General features: G+C 69.3%; 17 protein-coding genes and 1 other RNA gene. 4 read left to right on the top strand and 14 right to left on the bottom strand.

All coding sequences use genetic code 11. The features are described from left to right. Positions 1 to 50 precede the first annotated feature (50 nt). Positions 51 to 1,772: an NAD+ synthase gene (locus GPZ80_RS25265; protein ID WP_187223564.1), complete on the top strand. Its 1,722-nt coding sequence runs from the start codon at positions 51 to 53 to the stop codon at positions 1,770 to 1,772. A gap of 546 nt (positions 1,773 to 2,318) precedes the next feature. After that, positions 2,319 to 3,194, top strand: a complete 876-nt coding sequence (panB, locus tag GPZ80_RS25260; RefSeq protein ID WP_187223563.1) for a 3-methyl-2-oxobutanoate hydroxymethyltransferase — start codon at positions 2,319 to 2,321, stop codon at positions 3,192 to 3,194. Positions 3,195 to 3,346: 152 nt separating this feature from the next. Here the strand turns inward: panB and GPZ80_RS25255 are convergent, their stop codons facing one another. Then, the gene (locus GPZ80_RS25255; protein ID WP_187223562.1) at positions 3,347 to 4,282 is read right to left on the bottom strand and encodes a glutathione S-transferase family protein; all 936 of its coding nucleotides are present in this window, start codon (positions 4,280 to 4,282) and stop codon (positions 3,347 to 3,349) included. A gap of 34 nt (positions 4,283 to 4,316) precedes the next feature. Here GPZ80_RS25255 and pip point away from each other — a divergent pair, with 34 nt between their 5' ends. Further along, positions 4,317 to 5,273 (top strand): prolyl aminopeptidase, encoded by a 957-nt coding sequence (gene pip / locus GPZ80_RS25250; RefSeq protein ID WP_187223561.1) that lies wholly within the window; start codon positions 4,317 to 4,319, stop codon positions 5,271 to 5,273. Positions 5,274 to 5,304: 31 nt separating this feature from the next. Here the strand turns inward: pip and GPZ80_RS25245 are convergent, their stop codons facing one another. The 12 genes from GPZ80_RS25245 to rnpB form a co-directional block, all read right to left on the bottom strand. Next, complete coding sequence (locus tag GPZ80_RS25245) at positions 5,305 to 6,066, bottom strand: helical backbone metal receptor (RefSeq protein WP_187223560.1); 762 nt, start codon at positions 6,064 to 6,066, stop codon at positions 5,305 to 5,307. 1 nt (position 6,067) lies between these two features. Next, a complete protein-coding gene (npdG, locus tag GPZ80_RS25240) occupies positions 6,068 to 6,736 on the bottom strand; it encodes an NADPH-dependent F420 reductase (RefSeq protein WP_187223559.1) in 669 nt (222 codons plus the stop codon). After that, positions 6,733 to 8,142, bottom strand: coding sequence for an RNB domain-containing ribonuclease (locus GPZ80_RS25235; protein WP_376771717.1), 1,410 nt, complete (start codon positions 8,140 to 8,142; stop codon positions 6,733 to 6,735). The genes npdG and GPZ80_RS25235 overlap by 4 nt, the downstream gene beginning before the upstream one ends. A gap of 37 nt (positions 8,143 to 8,179) precedes the next feature. Then, the gene (locus GPZ80_RS25230) at positions 8,180 to 8,383 is read right to left on the bottom strand and encodes a hypothetical protein (protein WP_187223557.1); all 204 of its coding nucleotides are present in this window, start codon (positions 8,381 to 8,383) and stop codon (positions 8,180 to 8,182) included. An 8-nt stretch (positions 8,384 to 8,391) separates the two neighbouring features. Next, positions 8,392 to 8,874 carry a hypothetical protein gene (locus GPZ80_RS25225; protein ID WP_312880568.1) on the bottom strand — a complete coding sequence of 161 codons (483 nt, stop codon included), beginning with the start codon at positions 8,872 to 8,874 and terminating at the stop codon, positions 8,392 to 8,394. Positions 8,875 to 9,099: 225 nt separating this feature from the next. After that, complete coding sequence (locus tag GPZ80_RS25220) at positions 9,100 to 10,104, bottom strand: C40 family peptidase (RefSeq protein ID WP_187223556.1); 1,005 nt, start codon at positions 10,102 to 10,104, stop codon at positions 9,100 to 9,102. Next, positions 10,104 to 10,721: a hypothetical protein gene (locus tag GPZ80_RS25215; RefSeq protein WP_187223555.1), complete on the bottom strand. Its 618-nt coding sequence runs from the start codon at positions 10,719 to 10,721 to the stop codon at positions 10,104 to 10,106. The genes GPZ80_RS25220 and GPZ80_RS25215 overlap by 1 nt, the downstream gene beginning before the upstream one ends. A gap of 4 nt (positions 10,722 to 10,725) precedes the next feature. Next, positions 10,726 to 12,726, bottom strand: coding sequence for a magnesium transporter (locus GPZ80_RS25210; protein ID WP_187223554.1), 2,001 nt, complete (start codon positions 12,724 to 12,726; stop codon positions 10,726 to 10,728). A gap of 73 nt (positions 12,727 to 12,799) precedes the next feature. Next, complete coding sequence (locus GPZ80_RS25205; RefSeq protein WP_187223553.1) at positions 12,800 to 15,718, bottom strand: ATP-binding protein; 2,919 nt, start codon at positions 15,716 to 15,718, stop codon at positions 12,800 to 12,802. Continuing rightward, positions 15,702 to 16,127: a hypothetical protein gene (locus tag GPZ80_RS25200; RefSeq protein WP_187223552.1), complete on the bottom strand. Its 426-nt coding sequence runs from the start codon at positions 16,125 to 16,127 to the stop codon at positions 15,702 to 15,704. Before GPZ80_RS25200 ends, GPZ80_RS25205 begins: the two co-directional genes overlap by 17 nt. A gap of 6 nt (positions 16,128 to 16,133) precedes the next feature. Then, the gene (locus GPZ80_RS25195) at positions 16,134 to 16,421 is read right to left on the bottom strand and encodes a hypothetical protein (RefSeq protein WP_187223551.1); all 288 of its coding nucleotides are present in this window, start codon (positions 16,419 to 16,421) and stop codon (positions 16,134 to 16,136) included. 363 nt (positions 16,422 to 16,784) lie between these two features. Beyond that, positions 16,785 to 17,170: RNase P RNA component class A (rnpB, locus tag GPZ80_RS25190), an RNA gene on the bottom strand. 118 nt (positions 17,171 to 17,288) lie between these two features. On the opposite strand from rnpB, the gene ssuE reads away from it, so the two are divergent. After that, the gene (gene ssuE / locus GPZ80_RS25185) at positions 17,289 to 17,843 is read left to right on the top strand and encodes an NADPH-dependent FMN reductase (protein WP_187223550.1); all 555 of its coding nucleotides are present in this window, start codon (positions 17,289 to 17,291) and stop codon (positions 17,841 to 17,843) included. 38 nt (positions 17,844 to 17,881) lie between these two features. Here ssuE and GPZ80_RS25180 read toward each other — a convergent pair whose 3' ends face one another. Next, the gene (locus GPZ80_RS25180) at positions 17,882 to 18,958 is read right to left on the bottom strand and encodes a bifunctional RNase H/acid phosphatase (RefSeq protein WP_312880570.1); all 1,077 of its coding nucleotides are present in this window, start codon (positions 18,956 to 18,958) and stop codon (positions 17,882 to 17,884) included. Positions 18,959 to 18,960 lie beyond the last annotated feature (2 nt).

The following is an 18,960-nucleotide window of genomic DNA, read 5'->3' as shown; positions in this document are numbered from 1 at the left end:
CCCCGTCACATTTTCGCCTCAGGGGCGAAAACATGGTGGAGGATGACGGTATGCCGCAGCTACGGATCGCATTGGTCCAGGTCAACCCCACCGTGGGCGACCTGGTGGGCAATGCCGCCATGGTCGTCGAGTGGACGCGCAAGGCGGTGGAGGCCGGGGCGCACCTGGTGGTGTTCCCCGAGATGGTGCTGACCGGCTATCCGGTCGAGGACCTCGCGATGCGCGCCTCCTTCGGGCACGCCTCCCGCGCCGCCCTCGACTCGCTGGCGGCGGCGCTGGCCGAGGCGGGCTGCGGTGACATCCCGGTGTGGGCCGGGTACCTCGACCTCGACGAGGCGGGCCCGCGCAACGGCGCGGCCGTGCTGCACGGCGGCGCCGTGGTGGCGCGGCAGTACAAGCACCACCTCCCCAACTTCGGCGTGTTCGACGAGCGCCGCTACTTCGTGCCCGGCCAGAACCTGGACATCGTGAAGGTCCGCGGACTGGAGATCGGCATGGCGATCTGCGAGGACATCTGGCAGGAGGGCGGCCCCATCGCCGGGCTCGGCCGCGCCGGTGTCGACCTCGTGGTGACGCCGAACGCCTCCCCGTACGAACGCGACAAGGACGACGTCCGGCTGCCGCTGGTCGCCCGCCGCGCCCGTGAGGCCGGGGCGCCGCTGGTCTACGTGAACCAGGTCGGCGGCCAGGACGACCTCGTCTTCGACGGCGACTCGATGGTCGTCGGCGTCGACGGCACACTGCTGGCGCGCGCGCCGCAGTTCGTCGAGCACCTGATGGTCATCGACATGGACATCCCCGGCGGCGCGACCCGCACGGACGCCGAGGTGGTCGACACCTTCACCGTCCGCCGCGTGACGGTGTCGGCGGACCCGGTGCCCGCCTACGAGCCGCAGCACTCCCCCGGTGTGGCCGAGCCGCTGCCCGACGAGGCGGAGGTGTGGGCGGCGCTGGTCACAGGCCTGCGGGACTACGTGCAGAAGAACGGCTTCCGGTCGGTCGTGATGGGGCTGTCGGGCGGCATCGACTCCGCGGTCTGCGCGGCCCTGTCGGTGGACGCCTTGGGGGCAGACGCGGTCTACGGGGTCTCGATGCCGTCGGTGTACTCCTCGGACCACTCCCGCTCGGACGCGTCGGACCTGGCCGAGCGCACGGGCCTGCACTACTCGGAACAGCCGATCGCCGGGATGGTCGAGCAGTTCGTCGGTCAGCTGGGCCTCACGGGCCTGGCCGAGGAGAACGTCCAGGCTCGCTGCCGCGGCGTCACGCTGATGGGCCTGTCGAACCAGGACGGCCACCTGGTCCTGGCGACGGGCAACAAGACCGAACTGGCCGTCGGCTACTCCACGATCTACGGCGACGCGGTCGGCGGCTTCGCCCCGATCAAGGACGTCCCGAAGACGCTGGTGTGGGAACTGGCCAAGTGGCGCAACGCGGAAGCGGAGAAGCGCGGAGAAGTCCCGCCGATCCCGGAGAACTCCATCGTCAAGCCCCCGTCGGCGGAACTGCGCCCCGGCCAGATGGACAGCGACTCACTGCCGGACTACGAGCTGCTCGACGACGTCCTGGACGACTACATCGAGGGCGACCGCGGCTACGACGACCTGATCGCCGCGGGCTTCGAGCCGGAACTGATCGACCGGGTTCTGCGGATGGTGGACCGAGCCGAGTACAAGCGGCGCCAGTACCCGCCCGGCACCAAGATCAGCTTCAAGGCCTTCGGCCGCGACCGTCGCCTCCCCATCACCAGCGCGTGGCGAGAGGGCTCCTGATCAGCACGTCCCGCACCAGTAGCGCAGCCTGCCCGCCGGGCTGATGTCGCCGAGCACCCCGCCGGTTGCGTTCGATCACCTGACGGGACGCGAGGTTGTCGGGCGCACAGGTCAGCAGGGCGCGGTCGATGCCGAAGGTGTGAGCCACGCGGTCGCGTGGCCGCGTCCCCGAGCCGCGGGCGCATGAGCAGGGCAGGCCCGAACAGTGCCGCCGACACCACGACGGCGACGGACGCCGCCGCGATGCTCGCCCGGTCGAGTCCGGTTCTGGTCATGGGCCGTTCGGTGACATCGGCGAAGATCCGCGCCGAGACCCGCTCGGCGAATTTGGCCCGCAGGCCGTCCAACTGTTTGCCCCGGATGACTTCCCCCGCGGTATCGGGCGTGGCGGCAAACGTGTTTCCGATGTCGTTTCCGTCTCCTGTGACCCTCGTCCCACCGAGTCGCTTGTCGATCGCCCGAGTGTCAGGCTTTACCCGTAAGCCATCCGCGATTACCCGGGGACCTGCGACGACGCGGGCTTCGAGGGAAGGACGGTCGACAGCGATGTCCGCTGAGAAGAACTCCGCCGAAGTAGCCGCTCCCTACGGGACTGGTGCCGCCGCGGCGCAAGGCGCGAAGCCTGCCAAGCGGGTCCGGATCCATCACCTGCAGGAGCTCAAGGAGCGCGGCGAACCGTGGCCGATGCTCACCGCATACGACATGTACACCGCCGAACTGTTCGACGAGGCCGGAATCCCCGTGCTCCTCGTGGGCGACTCGGCCGCGAACAACGTCTATGGATACGAGACCTCGCTGCCGGTGACGGTCGACGAGCTGATTCCGCTGGTATCCGCCGTCACACGGTCGGCGAAGAAGGCGCTTGTCGTCGCCGACCTGCCATTCGGCTCCTACCAACTCTCCCCTGAGCAGGCCCTGGCCACGGCCGTCCGGTTCATGAAGGAAGGCCGCGCCCACGCGGTGAAGCTCGAGGGCGGCAAGGCGTTCGCGCCGCACGTGCGGGCCATCACCAACGCGGGCATCCCGGTCATGGGCCACATCGGCTTCACCCCGCAGAGCGAACACAACCTGGGCGGCTACCGCGTCCAGGGCCGCGGCGACGCAGGCGACGGCGTGCTGTCCGACGCGGTGGCACTGCAGGAGGCCGGGGCGTTCGCGGTGGTCATGGAGATGGTGCCCGCAGAGGTCGCCAAGAAGGTCACCCACGAACTGAAGATCCCCACCGTCGGCATCGGAGCAGGCCCGGACTGCGACGCACAGGTCCTGGTCTGGCAAGACATGGCAGGCATGCGCCGCGCCAAGGCCCCCCGGTTCGTCAAGCGCTACGCCGATGTGGCGAGCGTCCTGCTGAACGCGGCCGAACAGTTCGCGGCGGACGTACGAGGCCGGGAGTTCCCGGCCCCGGAACACGCCTTCCACTAAAAGATTTCAAGCCCGGCCGTGTGGTTCAGCCATGCGGCCGGGCTTGGTCCAGCTGTGGCCGGGTTTCCTTGGGGCATCAGGGTGAGTCTCCCTCGTCCTGACCAGGCGAACCACCCAAATTGGCACCCAAGCCAAAGCAGGCCGGCGGGCCATCAGACCCTGCTGAGCGGCGCCGGCCACGCAGCCGGATCCGGCCCAACAGGGACAATCCCAGTCGGATTGATCTTCGGATGGGTCACGTAGTAGTGCCGCTTGATGTGGTCGAAGTCCACGGTGTCACCAAAGCCGGGCGTCTGAAAAAGATCACGCGCATAAGCCCACAACACCGGCATCTCCGACAGCTTCTGCCGGTTGCACTTGAAGTGCCCGTGGTAGACCGCGTCAAAGCGCACCAACGTCGTGAACAGCCGGATGTCCACCTCAGTGATCCGGTCCCCCATCAGGAACCGCGAGTGCTCCAACCGGGCCGACAGCCGATCCAACTCGGCGAACAACGCCGAATACGCCTTCTCGTACGCACCCTGATCCGTGGCGAAGCCTGCCTTGTACACGCCGTTGTTCACGTGGTGAAAGATCGGCTCGATCAGAGCGTCAATTTCAGCACGCAGCGGCCCAGGGTAGAGATCAGGCGCTCCAGGAGCGTGGAACTCACGCCACTGCGTGCTCAGATCCAACGTGATCCGCGGATAGTCATTGGTGACGACAGTGCCGGTACGAGTGTCGATGAGCGCGGGCACCGTCACGCGCCCCGAATAGTCCGGGTCGGTCGCGAGATACGCCTCGGAAAGATACGAGATCCCCAGCACCGGATCACGGTCCTCGGGATCGAGAGTGAATCGCCACCCCTTCTCATCCCGAATGGGATCGACCACCCCCAGCGAAATGACTTCGGTGAGCCCCAGCAGCCCCCGCACGATGACCGCCCGGTGCGCCCAAGGACACGCCAGGCTCACGACCAGCCGGTAGCGGCCCGCCTCGGGCCGTCTCCCCGAGGACCCGTCCGCGGTGATCCGGTCGGTGAACCGGTTCGGCTGGCGCACGAACTCCCCGCGCTCCGAGGTCTCCTTGCCGAATTGCGCGTTCGCCATATCGACGACCCTAGGCGTAAGGCAGCATGGGCGCATGGACGTCCTGTATCCCGGTATAGAGCCGCACGAGCACGGGATGCTCGACGTCGGCGACGGGCACCGCGTGTACTGGGAGGTCAGCGGCAACCCGAAGGGCAAGCCGGTGGTCGTCGTCCACGGTGGGCCGGGGGCGGGAACCAACCCGGTCCAGCGCAGGCATTTCGACCCGAGCACCTACCGGATCGTCCTTTTCGACCAGCGCGGCTGCGGCCGCAGCACCCCGCACGTGAGCGAGCCGGACGCCGACCTGTCGGCCAACACGACGTGGCACCTTGTCGCGGACATGGAGCGGCTGCGCGAGCATCTGGGCATCGACCGCTGGCAGCTGTTCGGCGGCTCCTGGGGCGCGACATTGGCCGTGGCGTACGCGCAGACCCACCCCGGGCGGGTCAGCGAGATCATACTGCGCGGGGTCTTCCTGTTGCGTCCCAGCGAGTTGGACTGGCTCTACCGGGGTGGGGCGAGCGCGCTGTTCCCCGAAGCGTGGGCTGAGTTCGCCTCGCTCGTCCCGGCAGGCGCCGACCCCCTGGTGGCCTACCGCGACATGGTGTTCGACGACGACCCGGACGTGCGTGCCCGCGCAGCGCTGGCGTGGAGCAACTGGGAAGGCGCGGCCGTCTCCCTGATCCCGAACCCGGCCTTGGTCGCGCAGTACGCGGCCACCTCGTTCGCGGTCCCGTTCGCCCGGATCGCGCTGCACTACTTCACCAACGGCGGCTGGCTCGACGACGACCAGCTGATCCGCGACGCCGGGAAGCTGGCGGGCATCCCCGGTCGCATCGTCCAGGGTCGCTACGACATCGTGTGCCCGCCGGTGACGGCGTGGGAGTTGCGGCAGGCCTGGCCGGACTCGCTGCTGACCCTGCCCACCGCGGGCCACGCCGTGACCGATCCCGGCGTCCTGCAAGCACTTCGCGAAGCCACCGACGAGTTCCGCCTCGCCGGAACTTGAACACTTGGTCACCAGAGCGGCTTGGTCAGCCTCAGCAGACCTCGGCTATCGCGGCGCTCAGGGACTCCCGGGCGGCGACCAGGGACGGGCCACACCAGGTCAGGTACCGGCCGTTGATCAGCACGGATCGCTTGTCCGGGAAGGCTTCCGGGCCGTCGGTCGCGGTGAACTCGTAGGGCTCGTCCGGTAGCACGGCCAACTCGGCGGGCGTCGCGTTCAGTTCGGCCAGTGTCGGGCGCGGGTAGCGATCGGCGTGGTTCGCGTAGGCGTTGGCGACACCGAGTCTGAGCAAGACATCGCCCGCGAAGGTGTCCCGGCCGACGACGATCCACGGCTTGCGCCACACGGGGATCACCGCGGTGGCGCGCACCGGCTCCGCGTGCAGCCAGGCCTCCTCGGCGGCAGGCAGCCAGTCCGGCTCCGCCAACCCCAGGCCCTGGGTCAGCAGCCTGCGGATCGACGCCAAGCCGACCGGGACGGTCTCGGCCGCCCGGGTCACCCACACCGCGATGCCGTCAGCCCGCAGGCGCTCGACGTCCTCGGGCCGGTTCTCCTCCGAGTTGGCGATCACCAGATCGGGCCGCAGGTCGAGCACCGCGTCCACGGTCGGGTACTTCGAGCCGCCGACCCTTGGCACGTCCAGCGTGGGCGGGTGGGTGCAGTACTCCGTCGCGCCCACGATCAGGCCTGGCGCGGACGCCTCCACCGCCTCGGTCAGCGACGGGACGAGACTGACCACCCGCGACGGGGTCCCGGTCAACGCGACCGGCTCGCCGAGGTCGTCGAAGAACACCTCAGACGTCCGTTACGCGGATTCCCGCGTGCGCCTTGTAGCGCTTGTTGATGGCGATCAGATTGGCGGTGAATGCCTCCACCTGGTGCGCGTTGCGCAGCCTGCCGCCGTAGATGCCACGCATGCCGGGGATGGCGTCGGCCAAAGCGCGCACCGTGTCGGTGGCCTCGCGGTCGTCGCCGAGCACGAGCACGTCGATGTCCATCTCGGACACGCCGAGCTCGGCCAGCAGCACCGCGGAGACGTGGTGGAACGCCGCCGTCACCCGCGACTCGGGAAGCACCACGGCCGCCTGCTGCGCGGCGCTGCCCTCTTCAACCGGCAGGGCGAACGGGCCCTGCTTGTCGAAACCGAGCGGGTTCACACAGTCGATGACGATCTTCTGCGCGAGTTCGACGCGCAACGACTCCAGCAGGTCCCGGTGCCCGTCCCACGGCACGGCGACCAGGACGACGTCGGCTGCCGCGGCGCACGCGGCGTTGTCCAGCCCGGTGATCGCTTCCACGCCCGCGAGCTCACGCAGTTCGGCGGCGGCGAACTCGGCCCGCTCCGCGGAACGGGAGCCGAGCACGACGCTGATGCCCGCGCGCGCCCAGCGCAGCGCCAGGCCCCGGCCCTGCGGCCCGGTTCCGCCCAGCACCCCGACCTTGAGCTGACTGACCTCGGTCACGCGTCCTCCACCCGTTCGAACTCGACCCTGCGCTCCGCCACCACGGCCGCCGTCAGCCGGACCCGGATGGTCGCGCCTTCGGGCAGTCCCTCCCCCGGGCACCGGCTCAGCACCGGCGGCTCGGGGATGAAGATCTCCGCGGAGTTGGTGTCGCCGCGCAGCACCACCGCGTCGAACTCGTGGCCGACGCGGTCGCTGAGCACCCAGGCCTCGACCTGGTCGAGGCAGGCGCGGTCGACCTTGCTCGCGAGGCTGTCGGAGCCCTCCATCAGCGCAGGCAGCGCGGGCAGCGCCTCGCGGACCCAGGCGGGCACCTCCTCGCCCGCGCAGACAGCCAGGCAGATCTCGGTGCTGAAGCGGTCGACCAGCCTGCGCAGCGGCGCGGTGACATGGGCGTAGGACGCGGCGATTCCCGCGTGGGTGCTCAGGCCCGGGGCTTGGCCGTCGAACACGGTGTAGCCGGCTCCGCGCAGCAGCCGGGTGGCATCCATGAACAGGGCCAGCGCGTCGGGCCGCGACGGGTCGAGGTCGGCGAGCAGCTCGGCGGCGGAGCGCTCCACCGGCCAGTCGATGCCGAGGTTCTTCGCGGAGCGCCGCAGCCAGGTGATCGCGTTGTCGTCCGGGTCGGGCAGTGTGCGCAGGACGCCGACACCGGCGTCGAGCATGATCTTCGCCGCGGCCATGCCGGTGAGCAGTGAGATCTCCGCGTTCCACGCGTCGACCTGGGTGCGGGGGCGCAGCACGAGCCGCCAGCCGCCCGCGCCGTCCGGCTCGACTTCCTGCTCGGGCAGCTGCAACTCGACGGCGCCGCGCTTGACGGCGTGCTCGCGGCGCAGCTTGCCCAGGTCGGGCAGTGCGGCGATGGACGGGTGCGGGTCGGCTGCGTCGATCGCCGCCTGCACGGTCTCGTAGTCGAACTGGGCGACGGACTTGATCCACGCGCGACGGATGTCGGCCGACGTCGGCTCGCCGTCGGCGTCGAGGTCGATCGTCCACAGGGCGGCCGGGCTGACCTGGTCGGGCAGCAGGCTCGCGATGCCCTCGGACAGCACGGTCGGGTGGAGCGGGACGTTGCCGTCGGGCAGGTACATCGTCTGGCCGCGCTTGCGCACCTCGGTGTCGAGGGCACCGCCGGGCACGACGAACGCGCCGAGGTCGGCGATCGCGTAGTGCAGCCGGAACCCGTCGCCGACTCGCTCGACGAACATCGCCTGGTCCAGGTCCTTGGCGCCGGGCGGATCGATGGTCACGAACGGCAGGTGGGTGGCGTCGTCCCGGTCGCCTTTCGGCCCGTCGGACACCGCTCGCTCAGCCTCGGCCAGGGCCGCGGCCGGGAAGTGCGTCGGCAGGCTGAAATCCGCGCGCACCCGCCCGAAGTCGACCTCGGCGCCGTCTGTCCCGATCACCCGCGAGTTCACACCCGCACCCTACCCAACGGCGAGGTCAGTCATCGTCGTTGTTCCAGGCGCGGTCGGCCTTGTCAGCGGCCTGGGTGCGTTCCCGTGCGATCTGCAGGGCGCGCTCGGCGGTCTCGCGGTCGGGGTAGGGGCCGAGACGGTCGATGGCACGGCCGATCTCGCCGTGCTCGACCTGTCCGGTGCGGGTGTTGTAGTACCAGCCGGGGTCCGGGTTCGGGTCAGTGGTCATGGGTCCAGCTAACCCCAGTGCGGGCCCTGTTGCACCGGGAAACCCCGGGGCGGGGTGTCCTGGTTCGCGTTGAGGTGCTGGCTGGGAATCGGGTCCAGGCAGGAGACCAGGACTTCGTGCCGCTCCGGGTCGTCGATCCGCTTGCCGTTGCGCTCGCGGTAGACCAGTTCGCCGTCGACGTCGATCTCCACCAGGCAGCCGACCTCGGCCAACTGTTCCTCGTCGAGGTCGACCAGCCGCTCCCGGCGCGACGGCACCACCCGGTACTCCGGCCAGTTCAGGTGCGCGTACACCTGGTGGAACTCGTGCAGCAGGTGCGACATCGCCTGCTGCCACGGCAGCGGCATGCCCTCGGCGAGCCCGCGGGGCAGGACCACGTAGCCCTCGCTGACCCCAGGCCGGGGCGCGGAGTCGAGGAAGTCGCGGATGGGCGTGCTCGACGCGGGCGGTCCCGCGTGGCGGGGAAGCGGATCGGGCGCGTACATGCTCATGCGGCCACCTCACAGGTTCGGTGACTCCACTCGNTCGGTGACTCCACTCGCGAAGGCACTGTGACACTGATTCACTCGCAAGCTCGCTCATACGGCCACCTCACAAGCTCGGTGACTCCACTCGCGAAGGCACTGTGACACTGATTCACTCGCAAGCTCGCTCATACGGCCACCTCACAAGTTCGATAGCTCCACTGCGCGAGCTCGCTCATGTCGACTTCTCCCTCAGACCCCTGGCCGGACGGCTTGCGCCATCAGACCGCCTTCGGTGAACTTGAACGGCCGAACGTGCACGGGCACGCCATCCTGCTGCGCCTCGACGATCCGGCCGTCACCCATGTACATGGCGACGTGGTGGATCGTGCGGGGGTCGCTTCGGTCGTAGGCCCAGAACAGCAGGTCGCCGGGCTGCGCCTGTTCGACCGGCAGCATCGCCCCGGCCCAGTACTGCTCGCGTGAGGTGCGTGGGAGCGTGATCCCGGAGGACCGGTAGGCCTGCACCATCAGGCTCGAGCAGTCGAACGAGTTCTGGTGCGTGGTCAGCGCGCCCCACTGGTACGGCTTGCCCTGCTGGCCGAGCGCCCAGTTGATCGCCCCGCCCGCGGCCGCGGTCGGCGCGGGCAGCAGGTTGCCGACACCCTGACCGCAGCCGGTGGCGTTGACGACCTCGCCCAGCGTGCCGATCAGGTGCGCGGCCATCGCCTCCCACCGGTGGTACCGGTCGGGGAACGCGGAACGCTCGACGTCCTGCGCGGACTCCCCCGGGCGCTGGTTCTCCCAGTCCGGGACTTTGAGCAGGACGTCGTAGAACTTGTTGACCGCGTAAACCGGGTCGGTGACCTCGGCGGGCGAACCCCAGCCCATGGACGGACGCATCTGGAAGATGCCCAGCGAGTCGCGGTCGCCGTAATTGAGGCTGCGCAGGCCGGACTCGGTCATCCCGGCCTGGATCGCGACCTGCCAGGCGCGGGGCGCGAGGTTGCGCTGCTTGCCGATCGCGATGATGTGCGCGACCGTGCCGCGCTGCTCGTCGGTGAGCCGCGCCGCGTCGGCCGCGCCCGAGCCCGCGGGCCCGGTCGTCGCGGGTCCGAGGGTGGCGTTGCACGACATCGTGGCCACCCGCATGGCGTCGGCCATCTGGTCTTTCTGCACGACGGTGACGACGCCCGCGGTGATGGCGATGACGAGACCGCCAGCCGCGAGCGCGCCGATCATCACTGTCGCTCGCATCAGCCCACCCGCTTGTGTTCCGAGACCCGCCAACCCTTGTCGGTCTTGATGACCGTGATGTGCAGAGTTCCGTTGTCGGTGGGCACCTCGACCTCGACGGCGCCCACGGACGAGTTCTTCACCTCAGCCCGACCGGTGACCGCGTTCGCGGGCACGTTCGCGGGCTCCACCGTCGACAGCTTCCCGAGGAGGTACTCCTCGGTGGTGTGCGGGCGCAGCCGGTCGAGCCAGCGCTCGGTCGTGGTGCCCGCGGGGTGGAACACCCAGGCCTCCGCCCACGCGATGGCGGTGTCCAGCGCCTCCGGGGAGGCCGGCGCTGAGGAGGGCTGCTGGGTGGGTGACGGCAGCCGAGTAGGCAGCGACGTCGGCGCCGAGGTGACACCGGGTTGCGGAGGCCTGCCGAGGTAGGTGGTGGCCGAACCCGGACGTCCCGACGTGGTGGACGCGGACGCGGGCAGGCCGTTCTTGCCCCCGAGCTTCGGGATGACGATGCCCAGCCCGGTGATCAGCACCGCCGCGATCACCGCCGTCATCGCGAGGTGCCTGGGCGAGCGCATCGGCCAGCCCCAGAGTTTTCGGTAGACCGCGGCACGGCCGCGGTTGGTGCGGATCGGCATCGGGCTACCTCACCACCGAATCGGTCTCACGCGGGCCGTCGTGCAACGGCATCCGCCGGGGCGACTCGGCGACCTCAAGGCCGCGAGATGGCCGGTAGACGACATGCACAGGACGGCCCGCGACCATCTCCACGTCCGCGGGGCGCGGGGTCGAGATCGAGATCGCCTCGGGCGTGGCATATCCGGCGCTCGGCACCCGCGACGGGATGACGACGGCATCCTCGCCGCGGTCCCAGTTGCGGTCGGCGACAGGCACCGTGTCGACCACGCGGCTGCTCGCCCGCACGATCGTCGCCGGACCACCGCGGCCGGACCGTGGCACTCCGGGCAGCACGACGTCGTGGTCGCCGGGGCCAAGCCGCGTGATGGACGACTCGAGGGCCTGGCGCGGTGCGCCGATGGTGGCCCTGGGGGTGTCCATCCGCTGGGCCGTCGCGGTGACCGGGTTGCTCGCCTCGGGCCGGGGCCTGCGGTTGCCCTGGCTGTGCTTCACCAGGCCGGTGGACTCACCGTCCTCGCCTTCGCGGACGGTCTCCCAGAACTCGTCCTGAGGGGTCGTGCCCTGGTGCTTGTTGCGGCGGAACCGGGAGAAGATCCCCGACCCGGCGGCGGGCATCGACGCGCCCGCCGCGCCGACCGACATCTCCAGCATCTGCCACATGCGGCGCATCGGGCGGCCGACGAGGAAGAACACAAAGGTGACGATCGCGGCCAGCAGCATCTGGGTGAGCAGGGACAGCTTGGCGTCCGGAGAGAAGATCATTTCGAGGAACTTGAAGTGGATGCCCGCGAGAATGGCCAGGACCAGCACGTTCAGCACGACCGCGCCGACCGCGCGACCGACCTTGCGCAGGATGTCGTGGTGGACCAGCGCCACCAAGCCGATCACCGGGGCGGTCAGCGCGAGGATCCGCAGCAACAACTGCGCGAGCAGCACGGCGAGCTTCGCGAAGAGCTGGAACAGCGAGTAGACGATCGACTGGAACATCGCGAGGATGCCCGCGCCGGTGCGGCTGCCGTCGGTGCCCTTGAAGTAGCCGGTCGCCGAGCCGAGCTGGGTGGCGATCTGCTTGTACTCGTTCTTCTTCGCCTGCTCGGCGTTGTTGTCGGCGTCGCGCCCGGAGACGATGTCGTCCCGCGTCCAGGCCTGCGCGTCGAGCAGGCGCCTGCCGAACTCGGCGGCCTTCGGGTCGTCGGGGCTGCCGAACTCGCCGCGCAGCCAGTTCTCGTAGACGACCTTGTTGTGCAGCTCGGTCGGCAGGATGTGGCGCACGACCCGGTCGTCCTCGGGGTCGACGAAGCCTGCCTGGATGCCGGAGGTGGTGCGCACGATCAGGTCGTCGATCCGGTCGTAATTGGTGACCAGGACCATCGACGAAGCCGCCAGCCACATGCCCGCGAACGCGAAGAGAGCACGTTTGCTGACGGTGGCCAGGTCGCCCTTCCAGATCTGGCGGAACATCAGCACAGCGAGGATCAGCATGAACACGCTGAACAGCTGCGTGTAGAGGTTGTTGAAGACCGAGTCGGCCGCTTTGCCGATCTGCTCGTTCAGTCCGCCGAGGACACCGCCGTTGAGCAGCGTGTAGTGCAGCGAATTGGTGGCGCCGATGATGTTCTTGGCGATGTTGAACAGCTCGTTGCCCGCCCACGTGTCGATCGTGGACCCCGGGTCGCTGACGCCATTGGGCACCAGACCGCCGCACGACTCGTCGTAGACGTGCCAGACCATGCCGGCGTAGCCGTAGACCAGGTACGGGCTGTTCGCCTCGCCGTTGCCCTGCGGCGGGTCGAGCGCGCCGACCATGCCTGCGCCGGGGCGCTCCGGGTTGGGGACACAGCTGTTGTCCTGCGCCATGGCGGGACTGCCGATCACCGCTTGCAACCCGATGATGCCGATGACCGCGAGCATCGTGAGCCGCTTGCGTGAATGGGGTGATCTCTTCCTCCGCCGCGCCGCGTAGAGCAGCGTGGCGGCGACCACCACCATCAGGAACGTGATCATGTGACGTCCACCAACCTCGAGCTCGGGCTACCGGGCACTAGCTTGATCAACTCTCGCAACGGCACATCATCATTCATGCCGCGTCCTCACGACCGCGTTTCTTCTCGCCGTCCTTCTTGTCGGACGGTTCCGGATCCGGCTCGAGGAGGAAGTCGTCCTCACTCAGGCCGAGCTCGAATTCCGCCGCGCGTTCGAACTCCTCGTCACTGGGCATCGTGGAGCCGTCGAGCGGCTCCGGTTCGGGTAGGGCGGGCACCTCCGGGGCAGTGGGGGCCGCGGGCAGTGCGGCGCGGGCGTTGCGCTCGCGCATGGCGTCGGGCGTGGTGTCCATGACCGAGCGCAGGTGCTCGAGGTGGGAGCCGGACAGGTCGATCCGGATGCGCTCCACGCCGCCCGCGCCGTCGCCGAAGATGAACTGGCGGGGAGCGGTGTCGCGCTCGACGCCGCGCTGCGCGGGGCGCCTGCCCAGGCTGGCGATGACCTGTTCGTAGCCCGCGTTGACCGGGACCTTGAGCAGGCGCAGCGCGTCGGACTGGGCCTGGTCGTCGTCGAGGCGGCCGATGAAGACCGAGTCGAGGAGGGCGACGAAGCCCTGGATCTTGAGGAAGTCGGCCGGGATCTGCGAGGACAGCAGCACCCGGACGTTCCACTTACGCGAGTCACGCGCGAAGCGGTTCATCAGGACGCGGCCGGTCGGGACCTCGGAGAGGAAGAACGCCTCGTCGATCCAGACCCCCTTGCGCATGTCCTTGGGCTTCTCGTAGATCGAGCGCTGGGTGAGCCAGGCGGCGAGGTTGAGCATCTCGACGCCGAGGGCCTCCGCGTCAGTCCAGTGCTCGCGGCCGACGCCGTCCTTGGGCAGGGTCAGCCCGGCCATGGTCAGGACCGTCAGCCGGTCGTCGCGCTGCTCGTCGTACGGGTCGGCGCCGCGCTCGGGGATGAGCAGCGACATGCGCTCCTTCATCTCGTCGAGGAAGTCGGCGACGACGACGGCGTGCTCGTGGTGCTCGCTGGCGTCGCGGCGCAGCGCGTCGAAGACCAGGCTCGGGTCGGCGTCGGCGCGACCGCCGACCGTGCGGACCGCGCGCAGCAGCACGATGCGGCTCTGCGGCAGCCGCGAGACCTCGTAGGGCAGCAGGCCGGACAGCACGTCGAGCACGAGACGTCGACGGGTCGCGGCGGCCAGCGCCTTCTCCCGGCGCCAGGCGCGCTCCGGGTCCTCCTCGTCGAGGAAGTGGTCGAGTTTGGGCTCGGCCACCACCCGATACGGGTTGAGGATGCCCGCCTGGGCGTTGAGCAGGTTGATCGGCCGCGCGTAGGGCCGCAGTTCGGGCAGCTCGCACAGCTTCGCCAGTGGGCCGGACGGGTCGAGGATCGTCCAGTGCGCCCCGGCGCGCAGCGTCTTGTAGACGATGCCACCGCCGAGGAAGGACTTGCCGCCACCGAGCCCGGCGACCATCGCGGTCAGGCCGGACGAGTCGCGGATCTCCTGGGCCATCCACGGGTCCCACGCGACCGGGCGACGGGTCGCGGTGCAGGTCTCGCCGAGCAGGATGCCGCGCCGGTCGCCGACCTCGGCGGTAGCCGTGGGCACGGAGGACGCGGCCCAGACGACCGAGCCTCGGCGCAGGTAGGCGGCGGAGGCGAGCGGCTCGCCGGGGATGAACTCCCTGGCCAGCGCGTACTGCGCCTCCGGGTGCTCGATGGCGATCTTGGGCTTGTAGAGGTCGAGCAGCTCCTGGGCCAGGCGCAGGGCGTCGCGGTCGGTCGGGCCGGACACGGCAAGGCGCCACCAGGAGCGGACGCGGGTGGCCAGGGCGGTGAAGCCCGAGGTCATCTCGTCGTCGATCTCCAGCACCCGGCTCGCCTGCCGGGCCAGCGACTGCGGCGGCTCCAACTCGTGCTCGTCGGTGTAGTGCTTGACCTGGGAGCGGACCTTGTTCATCTGCCGCGCGAGCTCGCCCTGGACCTCTTCGGGCCTGCGCACGTAGATGCGCGCGGACCACTCCACCGCGGCGGGCAGCCGGTCGGCGCGCTGGACCCACGGGTCGTCGATCTCGGGGATCTGCAGCCCGTGCATCATGCCGACGGTCAGCACCGCGACGTGCCGTTTGACCCCGGCGTTGGAGCCCGTGCGGCCGCGCACGGTGACCGTGGGCGAGTACGGGTCCTGGTGGAAGTCGGCGGCGTCGGTGAAGCTGGCCAGGTCTTCGGGCTCCCACGCCGCACCGGGGACGGCGGGCATGTTGCGGGGCGCCGGGAGGCCGAGTGAGCACGACCGGTGCATCAGCCAGGAGATCTCCTCGGCGGTGACCGGTCGGCCTTCGAGCCCGGCCGAGCCGATGACCTGGTCGAGGTGCTCGACCTCGCTCTCGATCGCCAGCAGCTCGGCGTCGACGGCCTCGGGGAAGACCTTGCGCAGCAGCGGCGCGGCGCGCTCCACGGCGCGGTCCATGACGTTGCGGGTCTGCACCTGGACGCCCAGGTAGACCTCTTTCTCCGCCATCGAGCGGCCCATGAGCTGCTGCTGCTCACCGACGAGGTAGTCGTCGAAGGACAGCGCGCCCGGCACGTCCGGCAGGCGGTTGACCGCGTTGTGCACGTGCGCCTCGGCCCACATGCGGATCGGGTACGGCCGGGTGGTGACCCGCAGGTGCATCCACCGGCCCGACAGCTCGGCGTACTGGCCCGCGATGGCCGCGATCAGGTCCTGGCGCTGCGAGTCCGACCGGAAGGACCAGCGCTGCGGGGCGAGCCGGTACCAGGCGTAGACGTCGGTGCCGGTGCGCAGCAGGTGGCCATCGATCGTGCGTGTCGCGATCTCCGGGGTGTAGCTGGGCAGGCTCTGCTCACCGGGCAGGCGCTTCCCGCGCTTGCGCGCGGCCGCCTGCTCGTAGCGCGCGTGCTTGCCTTGCCCCTGCGCTTGGCCTTGCGAATGTCCCGCCGGGTACGGCGCGAGCACATCCGGCTCACGCTTACCGCGTCCGAACACCGCTGACCTCCCTGTAACCGTTGTTCCGCTTCCGGCCCCGCGGGCGTCGCCGGGGCAGTTCGGAACGCACACGGACCTGGGCGGCGCTGGCCGCGCCGCCGATTCCCTCGATGATCTCGCGAGGGGCCGTCACTTCGCGCACCCACATGCCAAGAACCGCACCAAGGGGTCGTTCGTGACTGATCCGCGAGCAGATGAACATGGTGATGGCTATGGTCGCGACCATCCCCCAGGAGAACGACCAGAACAGGCCGATCCCCACGTTGCGAAGAATTGTCAGGATGACGAGGAAGACGACCGTGCCGATGCCCCAGGCCACGTAGCGGGCGCGCCAGGGGAAAGTCGCCTTGGGCGGGCCGAGCCACACGGCGTCGACCCGGTACACCTCGTCGTCGGTGCGGATCCGCACGTCAGGTCACCCTCCGGTGAACAGGCCGGCGATCCAGCGGCCGATGCCCTCACCCGCGTTGGTGGTCACCGCCAGGCCGATGATGCCCAGGGCGACGATCACCCCGCCGAGCCTGCGCATCACGCCGGCGTTGTCGCCCTTACCTCCACCGAGCCAGAGCACGAGCAGCGCGACCACGAGGAGAAGCAGGGGGATGATGTTGTTGAGGATCCAGTCGCGCACGCCCGTGGTGCCGACGTCGGTCGGCTGCTGTTGGGCGAGGTCAACGAGTGTCATCAGGGTCGGGGTGGTCATTTCGATCTCCCAAGTGCGCCGGACGGTGCCACCCGGCGCGGCAGGTCTGTGCTGTGCCCCAAGGAGGGTCTCATGAGGAGCACATGATTGTCATTACGATCGGTAGCTGAGTTGATGCGCTCCGTAGATCCACCTGGCCCAGGCCCTCCCGTCGAGTGTGTTCTGGATACACACATCATCGGTCGAACTGGGCTGGTCAGAGCCGATGACCACCCGAATTTCCCAGTCACCACCGGAGTTCACCCACCTGCACCACATCGTGCACGCGGGGTGTGACATTTCACAGGTGAACTTCTGGCGCGTCTCGCGCGAAGTTACTCCGATCGGTGTATGTCCAGCGTTCAAAATTTCGAGCGGACAGGGCGGGCGAGCCGACATGTAAGCCGGATCCTGTCCCCGGAACCGAAGTTCCGGTGGGCGACCATCCATCTAGGCCTGCCGTCGCCGGCAGGCTCGTGCGGCCTACCCGCAGACTCGGGCGGGCAGCCCTCGAACGTCTGCGCAGGAGCCCGGAGGCTCCCTCTTGGCCTTGCTCCGGGTGGGGTTTACCTAGCCACCTCGGTCACCCGAGATGCTGGTGGTCTCTTACACCACCGTTTCACCCTTACCTGGCTCTCACCAGGCGGTCTGTTTTCTGTGGCACTGTCCCGCGGGTCACCCCGGGTTGCCGTTAACAACCACCCTGCCCTGCGGAGTCCGGACTTTCCTCGCCGATGCTTTCACACCGCCGCGGCCGCCCTGCCGACTCGCCCGCACACCAAGGATACGGAGCGCGTCTCCTGGGCTGGCACTCCCATGGTGTGGACGCTCTTTGAGCAGGTCGCGGCGTCCTGATCTACTCAGGTGAGAGGGATGAGGAGGTGTGCGATGGCATCGGTGGTGATCATCTCCGGGAGCCCGTCGGCCAGCGCCCGGGCGGGCATCTTGGTGGCCCATGCCGAGGTCGAGCTACGGCGGGCGGGACACCGGGTTCACACGATCGCGGTACGGGACCTGCCGACTGTCGCGCTGCTGTCCGAGGATGTCGACCATCCGGAGATCCGGGCGGCGCTCGATCTTGTGGCTTGCGCTGATGGGCTCGTGGTGGCCAGTCCGGTGTATCGGGCGGCCTACAGCGGGCTGGTGAAGTCGCTGCTCGACCTGCTGCCCTCTGGGGTGCTCGAGTCCATCGCCGTGTTGCCGCTGGCCAATGGCGGGACGCAGGGGCACATCGTCGCCATCGACTTCGCGCTGTTGCCGTTGTTGCGCGCGCTTGGGGCTGATGACGTGCTGCCGGGGCATTTCGTGCTCGATCGGATGATTGCCGCGCCTGAGGAGGGCGGGTTTGTACGTCCGTTGGCGGCTGTGGCTCTGAACGAGACGTTGTCCGAGTTCGCGCGGCTTATGGCCGCTACTCGTTTGCCAGTCGCGCTCACCGGCTGACTTTGGCCTGGTTGCCGGTCGGATGGTTTGGCTTCTCCCTAGGCCAGGTGCGAGGTGTCGTTGACCAGGCGTACTGAGGCGTTGCCGTCGGGGTAGAACTCGACGATTGACAGCGACGCCAAGTCCAGATGCAGTCTGAACAGCAGCGATGGTCCGACATCCAAGCCCATGCGCAGCAGGCATTTGATCGGGGTTACGTGGCTGACCACGATCAGGGTCTTGCCGCCGTATCGGGTTATCAAATCGTCGCGGGTTTTGCGGACTCGGCGGTGGACTTCGTCCATGCTTTCGCCGTTGGGGGCCGTTACCGAGGTGTCCGACAGCCACCTGGTGTGCAGTTCCGGGTCGCGGGCGCTCGCCTCGGCGAAGGTCAGGCCGTCCCAGTCGCCGAAGTTGGTTTCGATCAGGCCCTCGTGGGTGGTGACCTCGGCGCCCGTGGCCGCCGCGACGGCGTTCGCGGTGGCCCTGGTGCGGGAGAGCGGGGAGGCGACGATCGGGGTGGTGGCGTCGACGTGATCGAGTTTGGCGACCCGTTTGGCGGCGGCCTCGGTCTGGGCCTCGCCGAGTTCGGTCAGGGCCACGTCGACCCGGCCGGAGTAGCGGCGCTCCGCCGACATCGCGGTCTGGCCGTGGCGGAGCAACAGCAACCGTGTCGGCTCGCCCTGCGCGCCGGTCCACGATGGGGCCTTGGCGGGCTTGGCGACCTTCGGCTCGATGCCTGCCTGGCGGTCCATCGCCTCGTTGGCGAGGCGGTCGGCGTGGGTGTTCTTCCCGCGGGCGATCCAGTCGAACTCGACGCTCTGGAAGGCTCGGACCAGTTCGCGGGCGCGCTGAGCCAGGGGCTGCATCGACGGGTGCTTGACCTGCCAGCGGCCGCACATCTGCTCGACGACCAGCTTCGAGTCCATCCGGACCGAGACCGTGTCCGCGCCGAGTTCCGCGGCGGCTTCCAGGCCCGCGATCAGGCCCATGTACTCGGCGACGTTGTTGGTCGCGCGGCCGATGCCCTCCGCCCGCTCGGCGAGGACCGCGCCGGTGGCGGCGTCGAACACGACGGCGCCGTAGCCCGCGGGGCCAGGGTTGCCCCGGGATCCGCCGTCGGCCTCGACGATCACCT

Origin of the sequence: Actinokineospora xionganensis (assembly GCF_014323725.1) — a bacterium.
Lineage (GTDB): Bacteria > Actinomycetota > Actinomycetes > Mycobacteriales > Pseudonocardiaceae > Actinokineospora > Actinokineospora xionganensis.
This window is presented reverse-complemented; position numbering and strand designations above follow the sequence as displayed.

What these genes read in the sequence shown, in the direction of transcription:
- GPZ80_RS25265 (WP_187223564.1), top strand. Translation starts at nt 51, where the DNA reads ATGCCGCAGCTACGGATCGCATTGGTCCAGGTCAACCCCACCGTGGGC.
- panB (WP_187223563.1), top strand. Translation starts at nt 2,319, where the DNA reads ATGTCCGCTGAGAAGAACTCCGCCGAAGTAGCCGCTCCCTACGGGACT.
- GPZ80_RS25255 (WP_187223562.1), bottom strand. Translation starts at nt 4,282, where the DNA reads ATGGCGAACGCGCAATTCGGCAAGGAGACCTCGGAGCGCGGGGAGTTC.
- pip (WP_187223561.1), top strand. Translation starts at nt 4,317, where the DNA reads ATGGACGTCCTGTATCCCGGTATAGAGCCGCACGAGCACGGGATGCTC.
- GPZ80_RS25230 (WP_187223557.1), bottom strand. Translation starts at nt 8,383, where the DNA reads ATGACCACTGACCCGAACCCGGACCCCGGCTGGTACTACAACACCCGC.
- GPZ80_RS25225 (WP_312880568.1), bottom strand. Translation starts at nt 8,874, where the DNA reads ATGAGCATGTACGCGCCCGATCCGCTTCCCCGCCACGCGGGACCGCCC.
- GPZ80_RS25220 (WP_187223556.1), bottom strand. Translation starts at nt 10,104, where the DNA reads ATGCGAGCGACAGTGATGATCGGCGCGCTCGCGGCTGGCGGTCTCGTC.
- GPZ80_RS25215 (WP_187223555.1), bottom strand. Translation starts at nt 10,721, where the DNA reads ATGCCGATCCGCACCAACCGCGGCCGTGCCGCGGTCTACCGAAAACTC.
- GPZ80_RS25210 (WP_187223554.1), bottom strand. Translation starts at nt 12,726, where the DNA reads ATGATCACGTTCCTGATGGTGGTGGTCGCCGCCACGCTGCTCTACGCG.
- GPZ80_RS25195 (WP_187223551.1), bottom strand. Translation starts at nt 16,421, where the DNA reads ATGACCACCCCGACCCTGATGACACTCGTTGACCTCGCCCAACAGCAG.
- ssuE (WP_187223550.1), top strand. Translation starts at nt 17,289, where the DNA reads ATGGCATCGGTGGTGATCATCTCCGGGAGCCCGTCGGCCAGCGCCCGG.